General features: G+C 41.0%; 1 protein-coding gene (running past one end of the window). It reads right to left on the bottom strand.

The window, feature by feature from the left end; genetic code table 11:
• Positions 1-22,952, bottom strand: the 5' portion of a protein-coding gene (locus EO125_RS09865) for a YadA-like family protein (protein ID WP_164726462.1). Its footprint begins 8,092 nt before the window's first position; 22,952 of the gene's 31,044 nt are visible here — the first part of the coding sequence; the start codon lies at positions 22,950-22,952; its stop codon lies beyond the left edge, outside the window.

The raw sequence follows: 22,952 nt of genomic DNA, 5'->3' as shown, positions 1-22,952 counted from the left end.
TTCAACTCTGTCACTGTATCATTCAAGCTGTATGTAAAGTTTCTACCATCTTGTTTGATTTTTAGATTTTTACCAGCTGTGAAAGTAACTTCATCATCGTTTGTTACATGTTCCGATGTTGGATTAGAGCCTGTTGCTTGTTCACCACCATCTGCCACATCCGATGTTGCATACCAACCTAACGTGGATTTCAAATCTGTAATAGATTTGTTCAATTGAGATACGTTTACCGCATCCTTATCGTCTTTACCATCTCCTACATTGGTGATTTTCGCTCCACCTACAGAGATTGCACCTTTGTCCCCTGGTTTTGTAGCATCTGGTTTTGTAATCGTGATAGTCGTATCACCATTGGAAATCGTTAATGGTGTATCTCCTTTACCAGCGATGGAATTGATGCCTGTCAAGGATTCTGCTAATTTGACTTTCAACTTATCACCGTCTGCGTTAACACCGATGTTGTTATCAGTCAATGTGCCTGTGGCACCGCCAAGGATTTGTAATTGTTCCCCTAATTTCTTAGTGATACCGTTTTGCTCAGCTTCTGTAGTCGTTGCCGCTTTGTAGTTATCCCCAGCATATTTCATGCCCTTATCTGTAGCATCATTTACGGCTTTCGCAATACTTTCATCAGATGTTTTCTTGAGGTCAGATACATTCACCGCTGCATTCGGATGGTTACCATCTTTTGCAGCTTCTGTTAACCGTTCTAGGAATGATGGATTTGCTTTCGTTCCTGTACCCTCTGGTACTTCTGTTGTTGCAATAGCAGAACCAACGTTATTAAGGATAGTATCTCCTGCTTTCGTATCTTTCGCTGCAGATTGAATACGTGTTTGTACTTTATCATTAGGTACTAAAACATTGTCTTCAGTGTAGAATTTGCCATCATTACCAATATGAAGTTTATTACCATCTTTATCAGTATATACAACTGGTAATTGAGCCCCGTCAACAATGCCTTGTTTATTAACCGTTAACGTGTATGCGTGATCTACCGTAGCAGTCGGAGTATCTTTTACAGTGAGTACACTTTCATCACCAGATGTCACAGTAGTAACAGTGTTACTATCTGTACCACCAGTTGGTGCACCAATAGTAACTACACCATCTTCTTGTGTAATACTTACACCACCAGTACCTTGTAAGATAATCCGTTTGTTTTCACCAGCTGTGCCAGTTGCTTGTGGTTCTACTTTGTCTGTAGCTGTACCATTCTTAACTGCCAAGTCCCACAATGCAGTTTTATCTGCTTTGTCTTTGACTACATCACTAACATGTTTCAACTGATCTTCTGTCGCTGCACGTCCAGATACATAGGTTGGGTTAGTCACTGTCCAAGTAGTGTTGCCTAGACCAGTGATATAGTTGCCATTTTCAGGTGTACCACCTGTTGTAGGAGCTGCACCGTTGGCACCTGGAGTCACTGTTTGTTTACCAATCACAATGCCACCCGCTTGGACTTTGCCAGGAGTAATCGTAGTCGTTCCATCGTCTGATTTCACTTCTACTTTCTTCAACTCTGTCACAGTGTCATTCAAGCTGTATGTGAAGTTTCTACCATTTTGCTTGATTTTTAGATTTTTACCAGCTGTGAAAGTAACTTCATCATCGTTTGTTACATGTTCCGATGTTGGATTAGAGCCTGTTGCTTGTTCTCCACCATCTGCCACATCCGATGTTGCATACCAACCTAACGTGGATTTCAAATCTGTAATGGATTTGTTCAATTGAGATACGTTTACCGCATCCTTATCGCCTGTACCATTTTCTACATCAGTGATCTTTGCACCGCCAACAGAGATAGTACCTGGTGTTGTCACATCCTTATTATGCTCATCCTTAGTGGTAGTACCAGGATTAATGGTAATCGTTGTTCCACCATTAGAGATAGTTAATGGATTAGTACCGCCTTTACCAGCGATGGAATTAATATCTTTCAAGGATTCTGCTAATTGAACTTTTAGCTTACCACCGACATTATTAACACCGATATTATCTGTTGTTGTGAAAGGTTGAGCCGCTCCACCAATGATGTCTAAGCGGTTGTTCAACTTCTTAGCAATCACATTTTGTTCAGCCGTTGTACCTTCTGCAGGTTTATAATCATCACCAGCATATTTCATACCGTCTTCCATAGTAGCTACTTGGTGTTCTTTATCGCCTTCTTTGTAAACGATACGAGTAATACCATCTACGCCGTCAACTCCTTTTTCACCTTGTACACCATCTTTGTTATAGCCAGGTTTTACAGAAATAGTAATAGATTTACCTGGCGTACCTGGTGTACCATCCGCTCCGTCTGCCCCTTTCGGTCCAGTTAAGCCAATAGATCCGTCTTTACCGTTGATCACAACAGAAGCACCATCTTTACCAGTGACAGTTACTTTTCCATCAGAACCTGGTTTAGGATTATTCTCTGCGTCCTTACCATCTTTAGAACCAATTTCTACAGTAGAATCATTACCGTCTTTATTGTTCACAGTCACTTTTTCTGTAGTTAAGGATTTAGATGTTAAATCTTTGTTTAACTTTACAGTGACAGTCGTATTACCATCGCCATCTTGCGTAATAGAAGTTAATACATTGTTTCCGTCATAGTTTTTATCTGCTTCAGACGCATCATCTGTTGGCACAGGAGCTGTCCCTTTGATAGTTACCTTGGAACCTAATAGATTTGTTTTTTCTCCGCCAATATTAGCATTGAATTTCAAACCTTTACCTACTGTTTCTTTCACAGCGTCTAAATCAGATTTTTTAGCCACTCCAGTGATAACAGCTTTTGTATCTGCAACATCGTCACCCTTGCCATTAGCATAGGTTAATGTCACGTTACCGTCCTTATCTACTGCATATTTAGAATCATCAGTAGTTGGTTTAACATGTAGCTCTTTCTTCGCAACTGCAGTTAATTGAGATAGGTTCACCGCATCCTTATCGCCTGTACCATTTTCTACATCAGTGATTTTTGCACCGCCAACAGAGATAGTACCTGGTGTTGTCACATCCTGATTATGCTCATCCTTAGTGGTAGTACCAGGGTTGATAGTAATAGACGTTCCACCATTAGAGATAGTTAATGGATTAGTACCACCTTTACCAGCGATAGAATTGATACCTGTCAAGGATTCTACCAAACCAATTTCTAACACTCCATTGTTATTAGTCGTGCGGATATTATTAGCAGCTGTATTGCCAGCTAGTGTTCCTTCCCCTTTAATATTTAGGGTTTCGCCTAACTGCTTGCTGATTTCAGTGCCTGTATTACCTTGGAATTTCAATCCTTTTGTAGTAGCTTCACTTACCGCTTTGGTAATGCTCGCATCAGATGTTTTCTTAAGGTCAGATACATTCACTGCTGCATTCGGATGGTTGCCATCTTTTGCTGCTTCTTCCAAGCGTTCCAAGAATGATGGTTTTGCTTTAGTTCCTGCACCGTCTGGCACTTCTGTTGTTGCTATAGCAGAACCAACGTTATTTAGGATAGTTTTGCCATCGGTAGTAGATTTACCTGCAGATTGAATACGTGTTTGTACTTTATCATTAGGTACTAAAACATTGTCTTCAGTGTAGAATTTGCCATCATTACCAATATGAAGTTTATTACCATCTTTATCAGTATATACAACAGGTAATTGAGCACCGTCAACAATCGCTTGTTTGTTAATATTCAACGTGTATGCGTGATTACCATTAGTTCCTGTATCGTCTACAGTAAGAACCTTCGTATCTCCAGATGTCACTGTTGTAACAGTATTACTATCTGTACCACTTGTTGGTGCACCGATAGTAATCTCGCCATTGCCTTGCGTGATAGTAACTCCGCCTGTACCTTTTAAGATAATTCGTTTATTTTCGCCTTCTGTACCAGTTGCTTTTGGTTCTACTTTCTCTGTAGATGTACCATTGTTAACTGCCAAATCCCACAATGCAGTTTTATCTGCTTTGTCTTTGACTACATCACTAACATGTTTCAACTGGTCTTCTGTCGCTGCACGGCCAGATACATAGGTTGGGTTAGTCACATTCCAAGTAGTGTTGCCTAGACCAGTGATGTAATTTCCTGGTGTACCTGTAGTTGTTCCAGTAGGTGGATTACCGTCCGCAGTAGCCGTTAAGGTTTGTTTACCAATCACAATGCCACCAGATACAGTTCCATCAGTACCATTTGTGCCATTCACACGAATTGTATTGCCACCAACAATTGTGCTGTTTCCATTTGCTTTCACAGTCACATCATCAGGGGAAACCGTTGTATTCGACGTTGTAATCACACCAGTTTTACCGTTGATAGTCACAACTTTGTCTGTACCACCTGTAGCAGCATTATTGCCACTACTAAAAGTAGTTACACCATTGTTACCAAACTCAACTTTGCCATCCCCAGCTGCATTAGTAATACTGCTGATGTTAGCAAGGTTTTTGTTCATTTTCACAGTCAATGTGGACTTGCCATCTGCTTGTACCAGAATATTGCCACTTGCAGATTGGAAACCAGCCACTTGAGCTGCTGTTACACCTTCACCAACGATGTTCACTAATGTATTTAGCTTGTGTTTGTTTTCAGTGCCAGAATTGTTACCAGTGAAACGTAAACCGTCTTCCATGGTAGCTACTTGGTGTTCTTTCTCGCCTTCTTTGTAGACAATACGGGTAATACCGTCTACGCCGTCAACGCCTTTTTCACCGCGTACCCCTGGTGTGCCATCCGCACCGTCAGCGCCGTTATAACCTGGTTTCACAGAAATGTCGATGGATTTGCCTGGAGCACCATCTGCCCCTTTCGGTCCAGTTAAGCCAATAGATCCGTCTTTACCTCTGATGATAACAGAAGCACCATCTTTACCATTCACGCCGATAGTACCATCAGAACCTGGTTTGCCATCCCGTCCATCAGCGCCTGGTTCGCCTTTTTCACCTACTGTAATAACTGCATCTTTACTATCTGTACCATTCGCACCTGGTTCACCTTTCACAATCACTGTATTTGTTGTCAAGGATTCCGTTTTTAAATCTTTTTTCAACTTCACAGTGACAGTGGTGTCACCCTTTGTATCTTGACCGATAGTAGTGACTACGTTTTCATCGTTGTACCCTTCATCAGAAGTTGCCTTAGAAGAGCCTAAGATATGTACTGTAGTGCCTAATTTATTTGTCACAACTTTATCTGTAGCTACTGTAGAACCAAAGTTTGCTCCGTATTTCATGCCCTTATCTGTAGCATCAGTTACGGCTTTCGCAATACTTGCATCAGATGTATGTTTCAAGTCTAATACGTTAACCCCTGCATTTGGATTCGTCGTACTTGCTGTTTTTAATTTATCCAAGTACTCCGTTGTTGCCGTCGTATTACCATCACCTGTGGCACCAGTTGGATCGATCACTGAGGCTACATTGTTGAACACAACCGCATCTGTAGTATCTGTTTTACCAGTAGCTGGCTTTGTATTCACAAGACGTGCTTGTGGTTTGTCCACTGGTTGAGGTGTCACGCCACCATTGTCCGCAGCATTCTTAACAGAACCATCTGCATTCACTTCTGTTGCTTTATAGTATTTACCATCATTGGCTTTCACTAAGCGATTACCATGTTCATCTGTGTATACCACTGGCATGGAGTCAAGAATTTGTTTTCCATCTACTGTAACAGTATGACCGTCGGCAGTCACTGAAATACCGTGAGCACCTACAAGGTCTACTCGTTTATTCGTTGTATCTGGGGTTACTTTATTAAGAACACCTGTATTATCCTTCGCACCTAGATTCCAAGTAACAGCATCCAATTGAGATTTGTTAACTGCATCAGTACCGGCTTCGCCATTGGCTACGTTAGTGATTTTTGCACCGCCTACAGAGATTGTGCCTTTGTCCCCTGGTTTTGTAGCATCTGGTTTTGTAATCGTGATGGTTGTATCACCATTAGAAATTGTTAATGGTGTATCTCCTTTACCAGAGATGGAATTGATACCTGTTAAGGATTCTGCTAATTGAACTTTTAACTTACCATCATCGGTTTTGTTCACGCCGATGTTATCTGTTGTTGTGAAAGTTCGTTTTGCTCCACCAATGATGTCTAAGCGGTTGTTCAATTTCTTAGTAATTACGTTTTGCTCAGCTGTTGTACCTACTGCTGCCACATAGTTGTCACCAGCATATTTCATGCCGTCTTCCATAGTGGCTACTTGATGTTCTTTATCGCCTTCTTTGTAAACGATACGAGTGATACCGTCATTGCCATTCACGCCGTCTTTACCAAGTACGTCATCTTTGTTATAGCCAGGTTTCACACCAATAGTAATAGATTTGCCTGGTGATCCATCAACTCCATCTGCCCCTTTCGGTCCAGTCAAGCCGATTGTACCATCTTTGCCATTGATAACAACAGATGTACCATCCTTACCGTTAGCGCCGATAGATCCATCTTTACCGTTGATTACAACAGAAGATCCGTCTTTACCGTTCACAGTTACTTTTCCATCAGAACCAGGTTTTACTGAGTCATCTGCGTTTTTGCCATCTTTCGAACCCACGGTTACAGTAGATTCATCACCTTTTTCATTATTCACAGTCACTTTCTCAGTTGTTAAAGAACGAGACGTTAAGTCTTTATTCAACTTAATCGTAACTGTAGTATTACCATCTTCTTGGGCAATCGTAGTTAATACGTTTTTATCTTCGTAATTCGTATCTCCATCTTTTGGTGTATCTGCTGTACCTTTAATAGTCACCTTGGAACCTAATAGATTTGTTTTTTCTCCGCCAATATTAGCATCAAATTTTAATCCTTTAGTAGTGGCTTCACTCACAGCTTTCGCAATGCTTGCATCAGATGTTTTCTTGAGATCAGATACATTCACAGCTGCATCTGGCGTTGTTTCACTCGCTTTTTTCAACTTATCCAAGAAAGGAGTTGTATCAGCTGGCGTACCATCTGCTGGTTTCGGATCAATAGCAGATCCAACGTTATTAAGGATAGTTTTGCCATCGGTAGTAGATTTACCGGCAGATTGAATGCGTGTTTCTACATCTTCTGCTTTTACCTCTACCGCTGGATTATCTACTGTATGGAATTTGCCATCTTTGTCGATAGTTACTTTTTTACCATCTTTTGTCGTATATACAACAGGTAATTGAGCACCGTCAACAATAGCTTGTTTATTGACAGCCAAGTCATAGGCATGTGCGTCTGTGGCAGATGTAGTGATTCCAATACTATTATCTGTTGATTTGACAGTAGTAATTGTATCTTTATCAGTAGTTGTACCACTTTCAGGAGCACCGATAGTAATGACACCATCTTGTTGCTTGATTTTAACTCCGCCTTCACCTTTTAAGATGATCCGTTTGTTATCGCCAGTTACATCCATAGGAGTAACCTTTGTACCTTTTGGATCGTCGCTTGCAATGGCCAAGTCCCACAATGCAGTTTTATCTGCTTTGTCTTTGACTACATCGCTAACATGTTTCAATTGGTCTTCCGTCGCTGCTCGTCCAGATACTGGCTGCGTAGTTCCTACAACCCAATCTTTATTTTGTAAACCAGTCACATAGCCCTGTTTACCATCAATAGATACTGCTTTATCTGTACCACCAGTGCCAGTATTGCCACTACTGAAAGTAGTTACACCATTGTTACCAAACTCAACTTTGCCGTTACCAGCTGCATTAGTAATGCTGGTAATGTTAGCAAGGTTTTTGTTCATTTTCACAGTCAATGTAGAGTTGCCATCCGCTTTTACAAGGATATTGCCACTTGCAGATTGGAAACCAGCGACTTTATCTTTTGTAACACCTTCACCAACGATGTTTACCAATGTATTGAGCTTATGTTTATTTTCAGTAGCAGAATTGTTACCAGTGAAACGTAATCCGTCTTCCATAGTGGCTACTTGGTGTTCTTTATCGCCTTCTTTGTAAACGATACGAGTAATACCGTCTATGCCGTCCACGCCTTTTTCACCTTGTACACCATCTTTGTTATAGCCTGGTTTCACACCAATAGTAATAGATTTACCTGGCGTACCTGGTGTGCCATCCGCTCCGTCTGCCCCTTTCGGTCCAGTCAAGCCGATAGTGCCATCTTTACCGTTGATGACAACAGAGGCACCATCCTTACCAGTGACAGTCACCTTACCATCAGAACCTGGTTTTGGCTTATTTTCTGCGTCTTTACCAGCTTTAGAGCCAATTTCTACAGTAGAATCATCACCATCTTTATTGTTAACAACCACTTTTTCTGTAGTTAAGGAATGAGATGTTAAGTCTTTGTTCAACTTCACAGTGATTGTTGTATTTCCATCAGTACCTTGTTTTACTGTTGTTAACACGTTTTTACCATCGTAGTTTTTATCTGCTTCTGTCGCATCAGTAGCTATTTCTGCAGTACCTACGATGTTTACAGTAGAACCAAGCTTGTTAGTCACAGGGTTTTCGCCACCATCAGCAATATTAGCTCCGAATTTCATACCTTTATCAGTAGATTCACTCACTGCTTTTGCAATACTTGCATCAGATGTTTTCTTAAGGTCAGATACATTGACTGCAGCTTTAGATTTTGTAGTGTCAGCTGCTGCTTCGCCCAATTTTTCTAGGAATTTATTATCCGGTACATTTCCATCTGGATCAATCGCAGAACCTACGTTATCTACACGTTTTGCTCCATCCGTATTTACTTTTGTATGAACAGCATCTGTATACTCTGTACCTGTTTTTGTATAGAATTTACCATCTGCATGTTTAAATACTTGGTTACCGTTGTCATCGACATAAATCAACGCTCCATCTTTTGCGATTTGTTTCGTATTTAAAGAAACTTTCACATCAGTGCCCGATGCCGTAGTCGTAATGTAGTTGCTATCGCCTTTGATGTTGAATTTCACATCGCCATCGTTTAGAGATTTTGCATCCGTGCTACCTGTACCATCATCTCCAAGAGCAATAGTATGACTTACTTTTGTCTTCAAGTCCGCTACATCACTAGATTTAGCAATGCCTTCGATAGTGACATTCCGTGTATTGGCAGTATTAGAAGCATCTTGCACTGTTAATGTAACAGTATTATCATCGCTAACTTTATAATTACCGCCATCTGGATTTGCTACTAAGCTGTAGTCACTACCAGTTTTCGCTTTCACCGCATCGCTAACTGCTTTCAACTGGTCTTCTGTGGCTGCACGGCCAGATACATAGGTTGGGCTATTCACATTCCATGTTGTATTACCCAAGCCTGTCACAAAGTTGCCTTCTGTAGCGGTAGCACCCTCTGGAGGTTTACCCTCAGCGCCTTCTGTAACAGATTGTTTACCTACAAGAACACCACCCGCTGTAAGTTGACCCGCAGAACCATCGACTTTCACAATATTGTTACCAGTTCCAGCAGTTACACTCGCATTAGATCCATTGATAGTAACAACGTTATTCCCAGTACCTGCAGTAATTGTTCCTGCTGTACCATCTAAAGTAAGTTGTTTTGCTGTTTCTGTGCCTAATGTTACTTTATTTGCTAAGCTCACGTCATAGTTTGTATGTCCATCAGCGGCTATAGTCTTTGTCAAGGTAAGATTTTTATTCGCATCTGCATTGTTATTATTAACGGTTACAGTTGTTTTCGCTTTGCCAACTTCATCTTTCAATTGTTTTACGTTAACAGCGTCAGAATCACCTTCGCCATTAGCTACATTGGTGATTTTTGCACCACCAACAGAGACACTACCTGTATCTCCATCTTTTGTAGCATCTGGTTTTGTAATCGTTATCGTTGTGCCACCATTAGAAATAGTTAATGGTGTATCACCTTTACCAGCGATAGACTTAATATTAGTCAAGGATTCTGCTAATTGGACTTTTAACTTACCCCCGACATTATTGACACCAATATTATCAGTTGCTGTGAAAGTTCCTGTAGCACCGCCAAGAATTTCTAAACGTTCATTTAGCTTTTTGCTGATAACGTTTTCTTCTGGCTCAGTACCTTCTGCCGCTTTGTAATTATCACCACTGTATTTTTGACCATCATCCATAGTAGCCACTTGATGTTTCACAGTCGTAACTGTACCAGTCTGAGGGTCTGTATGTTTCGTTTCATATACGATACGAGTCATACCATCTTTACCATTAGCACCATCAGTACCGTTTAAGCCAACCATACCTTTGTCGCCTTTAATTGTAAGACCATTCGCCCCATCTTTACCATTCAAGCCGATAGATCCATCTTTACCGTTGATAACAACTGCAGAACCGTCTTTACCGTTGACAGCCACCTTACCATCAGAACCAGGTTTTACTGAGTCATCTGTGTTTTTACCATCTTTCGAACCCACGGTTACAGTAGATTCATCACCTTTTTCATTATTCACAGTCACTTTCTCAGTTGTTAAAGAACGAGACGTTAAGTCTTTATTCAACTTAATCGTAACTGTAGTATTACCATCTTCTTGGGCAATCGTAGTTAATACGTTTTTATCTTCGTAATTCGTATCTCCATCTTTTGGTGTATCTGCTGTACCTTTAATAGTCACCTTGGAACCTAATAGATTTGTTTTTTCTCCGCCAATATTAGCATCAAATTTTAATCCTTTAGTAGTGGCTTCACTCACAGCTTTCGCAATGCTTGCATCAGATGTTTTCTTGAGATCAGATACATTCACAGCTGCATCTGGCGTTGTTTCACTCGCTTTTTTCAACTTATCCAAGAAAGGAGTTGTATCAGCTGGCGTACCATCTGCTGGTTTCGGATCAATAGCAGATCCAACGTTATTAAGGATAGTTTTGCCATCGGTAGTAGATTTACCGGCAGATTGAATGCGTGTTTCTACATCTTCTGCTTTTACCTCTACCGCTGGATTATCTACTGTATGGAATTTGCCATCTTTGTCGATAGTTACTTTTTTACCATCTTTTGTCGTATATACAACAGGTAATTGAGCACCGTCAACAACACCTTGTTTGTTAACTGTCAACGTGTATGCGTGGTCTCCAGTAGCAGTCGGAGTATCTTTTACAGTTAAAACACTTTCATCACCAGATGTCACTGTAGTAACTGTATTATTATCTGCACCGCCTTTTGGGGCACCGATTGTGATAACACCATCTTTTTGCGTAACACTAACACTACCTGTACCTTGAAGAACAATCCGTTTGTTGTCTGTGTTCGTTGGTCCATTTTGTGGAACCACTTTATCAGAACCTGTATCCGTTTTAACCGCCAAATCCCACAATTGAGTTTTATCTGCTTTGTCTTTGACTACATCGCTAACATGTTTCAATTGGTCTTCTGTCGCTGCTCGACCAGATACTGGTTCTGTAGTACCTACAACCCAATCTTTATTTTGCAATCCTGTAATATATCCAGTAGAACCATCAATGGTCACAGGTTTGCCATTATTACCAACAATGACTTTACCATCTTTACCGTTGATAGTTACCGTTTTATCTGTACCATCCGCACCATTATTGCCACTACTGAAAGTAGTTACACCATTCAAATCAAAGGATACTTTGCCAGATCCTGCTGTGTTGGTAATACTTGTAATGTTACCTAAGTCTTTTTTCAGCTTGATGTTTACTGTTGTATTACCATCAGTTTGTTTCACAGTGGTCAAAATATTGGAACCATCAAATTTAGATGCATCCGTTTCCGTTGCGCCACCTTTGATATGTACAGTAGAACCAAGTTTATTAGTCACAGGATTTTCGTCACCATCAGCAATGTTAGCGCCGAATTTCATACCTTTATCGGTAGATTCACTCACAGCTTTCACAATGCTAGCATCAGATGTTTTCTTGAGGTCAGATACGTTAACTGCCGCATTTGGTGTATCCGTATTAGCTTTATTTAATTTATCCAAATACGTAGCATCTGTTTTAGGGTTTCCATCTGCATTATTAATTACAACAGAATCAATCGCAGAACCAACGTTATCTACTCGTTGTGGTTGTTCAGTATTTACTTTCGTATGAACAGTACCTTCATACTTAGCTCCATCTTTGTCATAGAACTTACCATCTGCATGTTTAAATACTTGCTTACCGTTGTCATCGACATAAATCAACGCACCGTCTTTTGCGATTTGATTCGTATTCAAGGAAACTGTCACATCAGCGCCATCAGCTTTTGTAGTGATGTAGTTACCATCACCTTTGATATTAAATTTCACATCATTCGCTAATGTTTGTTTCGTAGTAGCGGAGTTATTATCTCCACCTAAAGTGATACCACGTGCTACTAAACCGTCTACAGCAGTTTTCGATGCTACATCGCCAATTGTTACTGTTTTTGTAGTGCCAGATTTTTCATCTTTCACAGTCAATTCAACATTGCCATCTGTATTTGGCTTGTACACTCCACCACTGTGTTCTGCTGGATTTGCAATTAATCGGTAATCTGTTGTAGACGCGCTATCCGCAATGTCTTTTACCGCTTTTAATTGTTCTTCCGTTGCGGCACGACCTTTTTTAGCAAAATCAGTTGCTGTAAGAGCTACATTGGTTAATCCTGTAATATCTCCCACAGTTCCATCAATGGTTACAGCATTTCCACCATTACCAACGATGACTTTACCGTCTTTACCGTTGATGGTAACTGTTTTATCTGTACCATCAGTGCCATTATTGCCACTACTGAAAGTAGTTACACCATTCGTACCGAACTCCACTTTACCAGATTCTGCTGTGTTCGTGATAGATGTGATTTCACCCAACGCACCTTTGACATTAACAGCGTATGTTTTGGCTGTTCCATCTGTACCTTCTGTGACAGTGGTATTTTTACCATTCACTACTTTTACAGCTTCTTTAGCTTCATTTTGGATAACTGTTTTACCTGTATTTGTAATATTGGATAAATCATTTTTAGCTACACCAGAAATGACAGCTTGTTTACCAGTTGCTTCTGTACCATCACCATTTGCATACTTCAAGGTAATGTTACCACTGTCATCCACTTTGTATGTTTCTGTTTTTTCAGTCGGTTTAATGTGAAGTTCTTTACCTGCTACAGCATCCAATTGAGATTTGTTAACTGCATCAGTACCATCTGTACCTTCTGCTACGTTAGTGATTTTTGCACCACCAACGGAAATTGTGCCTGGTTTTGTATCTTCACCTGCATTAATTGTTAACGTTGTTCCACCATTAGAAATAGTTAATGGTGTATCACCTTTACCAGCGATAGACTTAATATTAGTTAAGGATTCTGCTAATTTGACTTTCAACGCACCGCCATCTGCATTGACACCGATATTGTTTTCAGTCAATGTGCCTGATGCACCGCCAAGGATTTGCAATTGCTCCCCTAATTTCTTAGTGATACCATTTTGCTCAGCCTTTGTACCTTCCGCCGCTTTGTAGTTATCCCCAGCATATTTCATGCCCTTATCTGTGGCTTCACTCACTGCTTTCGCAATGCTAGCCTCAGATGTTTTCTTAAGGTCAGATACGTTGACTGCAGATTTAGATTTTGTTGTATCATCAGCGGCATCTTTTAATTTACTTAAGAATGTATCCCCTGTTGATGTACCATCTGGATCAATCGCAGAACCTACGTTATCTACCCGTTGTGGTTGGTCAGTATTTACTTTTGTATGAACTGTGCCCTCATACTTAGTACCATCTTTGTTATAGAACTTACCATCTGCACGTTTAAATACTTGCTTACCGTTGTCATCCACATAGATTAATGCTTGCGTTTCGCTCACTTTATCTGTATTGACTTTCACATCGTACGCATGCGTATCTGTATCAGAGTGTGTCACTGTAACTGTACCATCTGCACTAGCTACTGTTGTAATCGTATCGTTATCTATGCCTTTTTTAGCACCGATTGTGATTACACCGTTTTCTTGCTTAACTGTAACGCCGGATTCACCTTGTAAGATGATACGTTTATTTTGACCTGCTACAGTCGAATTTTGTGGTTCTACTTTCTCTGTAGTTGTACCATTATTAACCGCTAAATCCCACAATGCAGTTTTATCTGCTTTGCCCGTAACGGCATCGCTGACATGTTTCAATTGGTCTTCTGTAGCTGCACGTCCAGATACTGGTTCTGTAGTACCTACAACCCAATCTTTATTTTGTAATCCTGTGATATATCCAGTAGAACCATCAATGGTCACAGGTTTGCCATTATTACCAACAATGACTTTACCATCTTTACCGTTGATAGTTACCGTTTTATCTGTACCATCCGCACCATTATTGCCACTACTGAAAGTAGTTACACCATTCGAATCGAAGGATACTTTGCCATTTCCAGCTTCATTAGTAATAGATGTGATGTTACCTAAATCGCCTGCAACATTCACTTTGTATGGCTTAGCTTCTGTACCTTCACCTTCAATAGTTGTATTTGTACCAGCTGCTAATTTCGTTTTAGCTACAGATACTTTGTACACAGTTTTACCATTTGTAGATGTGTCTGGTGTTACAGTTACATTATCTGAACCATTAGTTACTTCTACGGCACCTCGAGCGATTTCAGCCACTTTTTTCTTAGATACACCAACACCATAACGAGCATTAGCTTCTTGATCATTTCCAGTAACCATAGAAACAGTAGCGATATTTTCATCGCCTTCTGCCGCAGCGGATGTCGTCACAGATTCTACTTGTTTATTTGCCGCAATTGTAAAGGATTGTTTACCTGTATTCTTATCTGGTGTTCCTGGTGTAACTGTAATACCGTCTCCTGCATTGATCGTTGGACCTAGGTCAGTAATCACTTTTTTACCTGCATCTGTGATATTAGACAAATCTTCTTTTGCTAGACCTGTGGCAGCAATGGTCACTTTACCTGCTTCGCTAGTAATGTTGATGTTATCACCTTTTGCTAAATCAATAACACCATCCTTTGGTGCAACCTCTGTACCGTTAGCCGATAACTTCCACAAATCCGCTTTTTTCGCTAATCCGCTATCATTGAAAGTCAATGTTACATTATCCCCAGCGGCAGCTGTGGTAATGTACCCATTAGCACTCTTAATATTAAATTTCACATCTTGAGCTAATGTTTTTTCTGTGGTAGTACCAGTGTCACCACCCAAGGAAATCTTACGAGCAGTAAGACCGTCCACAGCTGTTTTCGATGCCACGTCATTAATAGTAATCGTCTCAGGCGTACTATCAGGTTGCTTGCTGTCTTTCACTTTTAAGGAAATAGTTCCATTGCTCGGTGTATACGCACCACCAGTCACATCTGGATTTGCAATTAACCGATAATCTGTTGTAGAGGCTTTATCCGCAATATCTTTGACCGCTTTTAATTGTTCTTCTGTTGCGGCACGATGAGATGTACCAAAACCAGTTACATCTAAGCTAGTATTTTGCAAGCCCGTAATATATCCAGTAGAACCATCAATGGTTACAGGGTTTCCACCATTGCCAACAATAACTTTACCGTCTTTACCATTGATAGAAACTGTTTTATCCCCTGTAGTTCCACTACTGAAAGTACTTACACCATCAGCACCGAAGGCTACTTTGCCAGTTCCAGCTGTGTTTGTGATGGATGAGATTTCAGTCAAATCACCTTTCACATTCACTTTATACGTAGTGGCATTTGTATCTGCATCTGTACCAGTTTCTACAGATGTGTTCGTACCATCAATCACTTTAACCGCTTTTTTAGCTTCATTTTGGATCACCGTTTTACCAGCATTGGTAATATTAGACAAATCTGTTTTTGCTAATCCTGTAGCACTTACTTTCACGGAACCATCAGTTTGTTTCGCAATCGTGATGTTATCGCCATTTACAAGATTAACCTTTTTATTAGTTGGCTCAACAACGTCATTATTCACAGCCAATTTCCACTCATCAGCTTTTTTCGCCAATGTGCTGTCATTGAAAGTCAATGTTACATCGTCTCCAGCGGCTGCTGTGGTAATGTACCCATTAGCACTCTTAATGTTAAACTTCACGTCTCCATCTTTTAAAGACTTAGCCGTAGTAGATCCTGTTTTACTTCCATCCCCAAGAGCGATGGTGTGTGCCACTTGATTTTTCACATCGTTCAAATCGGTTGCTTTTGCCACATTTGTGATTGTCACCGTTTGTTTATGAGAATCATCACTGTCATTAGGGTCTTTCACAATTAAATTGATGTTATTGTCCGTATCTGGTGTATAGGCCCCGCCAGTCACATCCGGATTTGCAATTAAACGATAATCTCCTGTAGTTCTATTTTTAATAGCTTCGCTAACTGCTTTCAACTGATCTTCTGTGGCAGCACGACCAGACACATAGGTTGGATTTGCTACACTCCAAGTTGTATTCTCAAGACCTGTAATGAATTTGCCAGTTGTTGCTGTTGTACCTGCTGGTGCTGTGCCATTGGCACCTGGAGTGACACTTTGTCTACCCACTACAACACCACCTGCAGTCACTTGTCCAGCAGAACCATCGATAGCAACAGCATTGCTACCCGTACCAGCACTTACTTTACCTAATGTACCATTAATCGTAACAGGAATATCTCCAGCTGCTCCGCTACTGAAAGTAGTTTCACCATTCGCACCGAAGGCTACTTTGCCATAACCTGCTTCATTTGTGATGGACGTAATCTTAGTCAAATCGCCTTTTACATTTACTTTAAATGGAGTTGTTGTTCCATTCCCTTCGACCTTCGTATTGGTACCATTAGCTAATTGCGTTTTAGCCACAGATACTTTGTACACAGTTTTACCAGTTGCAGATGTATCTTTATTCACAGTTACATTGTCCGCATCATCTGCAGCTTTTACTTCTACTGCACCTTGAGCGATTTCAGCCACTTTTTTCTTAGATACGCCTACACCATAACGAGCATTGGCAGATTGATCTGTTCCGGACACCATAGAAACTGTAGCAATGTTTTCGTCATCTGCTAACGTTGCCGTTGTCACAGATTCAACTTGTTTATCTGCAGAGATAGTATATGTTTTCTTACCAGTAGTAGCATCTATGGTAGGATTTCCTATTGTAACACGGTCGCCTGCTGTAATTTCAGTACCTAGAGCAGTGATATTTTTCTTACCAGCATCTGTGATGTTAGACAAGTCTGTTTTTGCTAAGCCCGTAGCACTTACTTTCACGGAACCATCAGTTTGTTTAGCAATCGTGATGTTATCACCATTTACAAGGTTCACCAATTTGTTCGTTGGAGCAACTTTTGTTCCATTCACCGCTAGGTTCCATTCATCAGCTTTTTTCGCCAATGTGCTATCGTTGAAAGTCAATGTTACATCATCCCCAGCGGCTGCTGTCGTAATGTACCCATTAGCACTCTTGATATTGAATTTCACGTTACCGTCTTTTAAAGATTTAGCCGTAGTAGACCCCGTTGTCGTTCCATCTCCAAGGGCGATGGTATGTGCTACTTGGTCTTTCACTGTATCTAAATCTGCTTTTTTCGCTACTCCTTTAATCTTTGCGGTAGTATCAGGTACAACACTTCCATTGCCATCGGAATATGTTAATGTAACATCCCCTTTTTCATTAGGCGTATATTCTATTGGTGTAATATGCAATTCTTTATTTTTTAAATCAGATACTGCACTGTGTAAATCTTTCACATTCACCGCAGCATTAGGATTATTTTTATCCGAAGCCGCAGCCGCTAATCGTTCTGTGAAAGTTGGAGTGTTATTACCGACCACACCTTGCTTTTCAATGACAGATTTCACATTATTCAAAACCGTTGCAATCTTAGTATCTGTTTCTCCCTCTTTAGGGGTGCCATTTACTAAACGAGCTTGCACATCCGTTACAGGTTTATCTAATCCTGCTGTAGGAGTTTTCGTTTTGTAGTATTTTCCATCTGTATATTTATACACACGTTCACCATCTGGCGCCGTGTACACAACGATGGAATCTTGGGCTCCTCCAGTAATGGTGATTGTGCCACCTGTTTCTGTGACGGTCACATTACCAGCACCTTGCAAAGTAATCCGTTTATTTTGACCAGTCACCTCAGCTGGATTTACTTTTGTAGAGGCACCATTGTTCATAACCCCTAAATCCCAAGTAACGGCATCTAATTGAGATTTGTTCACTGCATCTTTTTTATCAACCCCATCAGCAAGATTCTTAATTGGCTTACTGTTCATGTTGATGCCTGTATGACTTACTGCTGGTCCAGGTTTAGTACTATCTTTAATACCACCATTGTATTCATATGTAGAGAATGATTCTGCTGAAAGTTTAGTATTTAAACCGATTACTAGTTTACTGGAACTATTACCTAGGTAAGTCCCAACATTTTCTCCAGTAAATGACATTTGGGTACCATTCACCGTTGTCGTCCATTGTTGAACGGTTGGTTCATTAGCTCCCCCTATGATACTCAATGTAGGACGAGTTTTTGTCGGTGTGAACGTACCACCCCCATGCAGTGCTGTAAAGCTAGGCGTAAACAAAGAGTCTTTTACTGCATTTAAATCACTAGCTTTAGCAACATTAGTCAACGTCACCGTTCCGGAAGCATCATTTCCTGCACCATCAGCATATGGCAATACAATGTTGCCCGCATTGTTAAATGTATAGGAACCTTCTTTAATATGGCGTTCGTCGCTCGTATTTAACTTATTATTAATTGTATCTTTTAAGCCCTGTGCTACTGAAACAGTAATCGTTCCTCCTTGTGCAGAAGTCGAAATATATCCTGTTTCACCTTGTACTTTCAATGTATCTTTATGCACTAATAAATCGCCAGTAGTATTGTTGTCACCAGCAATCTTTAGGTTAAGACCTTTCAGCTGAGCTACGTTTACCGCATCGGTATCTTCCTTACCTGCTGATACATTTGTAATTTGTCGTGTTTTACCTGAAGCACCTACGGATACAGCACCTAATCCAGAGGTAGACGCTGCCCCACCTGCTTTCACAGCATCATAGACACTAGTTCTATCTTTTGCTGGATCCCAGCCTACAATACCAGACGCAGTACTAGCAGTAGATTCAGATCCTATGGCAACCCCACCAGCAGTGCTAACCGTTGCACCATACCCGAGGGCAAAACCTTTAGTCGCACTGACTTTAGATTTGTTACCTAAAGCAACTGCCTCAGTGGAACCTGATGTCACATTTGATTCTAGACCAATTGCCACCGAATTATCTGCCTCAACCTTAGCACTTCGACCAAGCGCCACACCATCCTGCCCTGTCACTTCACTTTGAAGACCAATAGCGACACCATGATTTTTGGTAACACTAGTATTACCACCAATGGATATAGCATTTAGTCCATTAGCAGTAGCTTCATGACCGATAGCAATTGAACGGAATTGCTGTGCTTTTGCACTATCTCCAAAGGCTGCACTGAATTGTCCAGTTGCTTGCGCTCCTTGACCTACCGCCGAAGATTTTTCACTACTAGCAGCCGCTCCATCACCAATCGCCACAGAGCTTACACCACTAGCATAGGTATTATTACCAACAGCGACGGCATTATCGGCACCAGTGCCTGATTCATTACCGATGGCGACCGTATTAGTACCGAAACTTCGTGCATACACGCCTAAAGCAATAGAATTAGTTCCTTTAGCACCTTCATTGTTATAGTTGGATTCTGTGGCTTTACCATGAACTGTTTTATTCCCGCCTTCACTACCATTAGTTGCCAAGAAATGTACAGGATTTCCCACTGCATTAATTTTATTAATGGCATCTTGTGTTAATCCCACGGTGATTGTATTATTATTCGCAGTTGTGGTTAAATATGTGCCATCGCCTTTTACGGTTAACGTTTGATCGTGGAGTCGAACATCTGCTTTACTAGCATCTGTTGTGTTACCTGCAATTTTTAGATTTAAGGCTTTCACTTGCGCTACGTTTACAGCATCGGTGTCAGCAGTACCAGCAGCAAGATAGTTAATTTGACGGGTGTGAATTTGATCACGCCCATTACTATCTTTATAAGCACCGCCCAAGGAAACTCCGCCTAAGGTGGATGTTAATGTACTACCCGATAATACATTTTTATTATTCGCTGTATATTGATTCCGACGGCTATTGGCAGGATCCCATCCATCTTTTCCTTTTTCTGTATCTGCTATAGAATTGGAGCCTAGAGCAACACCATCAGCTTTGGTTACCTTAGCGTATTTACCCAATGCTACCCCATTCTCCTCTTTCGCCCATGACTCTTGACCAATCGCAACAGCACCTGTTTTATCCTTTGCTGCGCGAGCTTGTGTGCCGATAGCTACAGAGTTTGTTCCACCGGAATAGCTAGCACTACCTAAACTTAGGCTATCCTTTCCATAGGCACCAGCACCATAGCCTACACCAATAGCTGTTTCTCCCGTTGCTTTGGCATACGGTCCCAACGCCATAGCCCATTTACCAGTGGCTTGATCACTATTATAGTTACTTCCACGGTTTTCAATCGTAGTACCATCTGCTGCATAGCCTGCATTTTTAGTATTGACTTCTGTAATTTTATGATTATCGGCATTTTCTATGGACAAGAAATTCACGCCTTTTGCTCGCCAATCTCTTAACTGTGCCACTGTTACTACATCTGTGTCCAATGCACCTGGTGCTACGTTGATGATTCTTCGCAATGCTTTTGCTTTGCCACCAGCACCATCATCAATATTAGTAGCTTCGCCACCGACAGAAACAACACCTAAACTCTGCTTATCCATTTCGGCTAAGACTTTACCCATTTTTGAGTCTGGCGGTAAATAGGATGGTATATCCATACCATTGACTTTATCCAGCACTACTGAACCATCAGCATTAAATTCATACTTCGCACTTGGTGGTAAATTGTCATAGGCTCCTACACCAGGTTTTAACCGCCGTTTCCATCCTTCGTAGGTATCATTTGAACCTTTCCCTAGCACAATGGAGTTACTATGCTGTGCCCCTGCGCCTTGACCTATGACAACCGCATTATCAACAGATTTATTCACTGTATCTGTGGGCGCGGGTGCCGCTTTTGCGGCATTACCAATAACAATAGTGTTAGCCCCTGTTACAGACGTGCTCGTTCCTAAGGCAATAGCATCTTTTCCTGTTGTAGCTGCACCTGAACCAATGGAGATAGAACGGTCAGAATTGGATCGAACTGAGGCACCTTGCCCTACAGCTATAGAGTTTATGGCCTGTACACTACTATTATTACCAACTGCCAAGCCTCCTGCTGCGAAGAGACCTGTTTCAGCTTTTGTTCCTAGGGCCATACTATTTTCAGCTTTTGTTTTCGCACTATATCCTAAAGAAATAGAGTTGGCTGCCTTATCCTCTACCTTTGCCATCATACCTATAGCAATACTATTTTGGGAAGATTCGCCAATTTCAGATTCCCTACCAACTGCAACACCAGCGGTAGAGTTGGATTTAATTCTCGACTTATTACCTAATGCGGTGGAGCTAGTAGATAATACTGTAGTATTTACACCAATGCCGATAGAATTTTCTTTAAGCACCGTAGCTTGATTACCAATGGCTACATCAGATTGACCGTATGTGCTCGCTTGAACGCCCATGGCCACGGAGTTTTTTTCGTGTGCTTGCGAACCTACGCCAATTGCTACAGATCGTGCAGCCTCTTTCTCTACTTTGGCAAGAGCTCCCAATGCAATACTGGCATCCGCTTGTGTATGAGCGCCTACGCCTTGTGCAATACTCGCATTGCCTGAGGCAGATGTATAGTTACCGATAGCAATGGCATTGTCTCCATCCTTCTTAGTATACTCTTTAAAATCACTTGCATTCTTAGGGTTTTGAATTTTATCCTTTGCAATATCTAAATTTAACGCATTCGTCTTAGATTCATAGTCAAAGCCATTGTTTAATTTATTATTAATAATATCAGATACCTTAGTAGTGCTACCATTGGATAAAGCTTTACCCAGCTCTGTACCATTTGATCCGTCCGTAGTTGACAATCCCATTAGCGACCTATAATCTTGTTGCTTCTCTAAGAAAGTCCTAATCGAGTTCATTTCACTTTCAGTACTAGCCATAGCATCTCTAGCAATTTGAGCATCAGCATCATTGTTGGCATGTTTTAAAGCATTGGAATAATTTTCATATTCAGATAATTTTTCTGCGTACTCAGCCATCTTCGCTTTTGTAGTATCACTCACTACATTGGTTAATCCACCAATCGTGGTTCCTAGATTATTTTTCACACCAGCTTCCGCATTGGCAAATGTATTATAACCAATAGCCAACGATGATTTACCACCTGCTTGTGTATTGAAACCAATGGCATTACTACCTACATCACCGGCACCAGAACGAGCTCCTAAGGCTAAGCTATAATCTGCATGTGATTCTGCTTTGAAACCCATAGCAATATTATCTCGTAGGGATGGACCATAGGTATATTCCGTCACAGAATTTGCACTGCCAGCAGGGGTATATGTGACCGTCCCTGTCGCTTTTGCGCTGGCGTCACTGTATTGCCCTAACGCAATGGTACCTACGCCACTAGCCTTACTATTACCACCTAAAGCAATCGCACCTGTACCGTTTACAAATGTGTTTTCACCACCCGTAATAGTAGACCCTTCATAGGTAACATACCCTTCGTTTACATCCAAAGTGCCTTGCTTATTAAAGCCATAGAACTGCGTAGATTTCGTAGCTAATGGATTGTGATATAGCAATGTATACAAATCAGATAAGGTTAATCCCAAATCACTCACCTTAGCACCCAAAATTTGTTTCAGTGCATCACTTTCGGTGCCACTAAATGCAACTTGTTCTTTTTTTAACTTAACTGTTCCAGGAACAGATCCATTTTCATACGTTATCTTTTCATACCCATTGATACCCGCTGCCTTGAACGCAGCCGCCAATAATCCTGTCGGAATAATCGCATGTACAGCTGTTGGCACAGCAATGCCAATTCCCCCTGTAATCAAGAAGGCAATAACAGCCCCTTTGCTATATCGCCCTTTATCCTTGAGGGCACGTTTCAGAAATCGTTCACATTCTAAAAATATTTGGCTAGATTTCAT

It is taken from the genome of Veillonella sp. VA139 (assembly GCF_003992005.1).
Lineage (GTDB): Bacteria > Bacillota > Negativicutes > Veillonellales > Veillonellaceae > F0422.
Note: the sequence above shows the minus strand (reverse complement) of the source record. Positions and strands in the feature narration are given on the sequence as shown.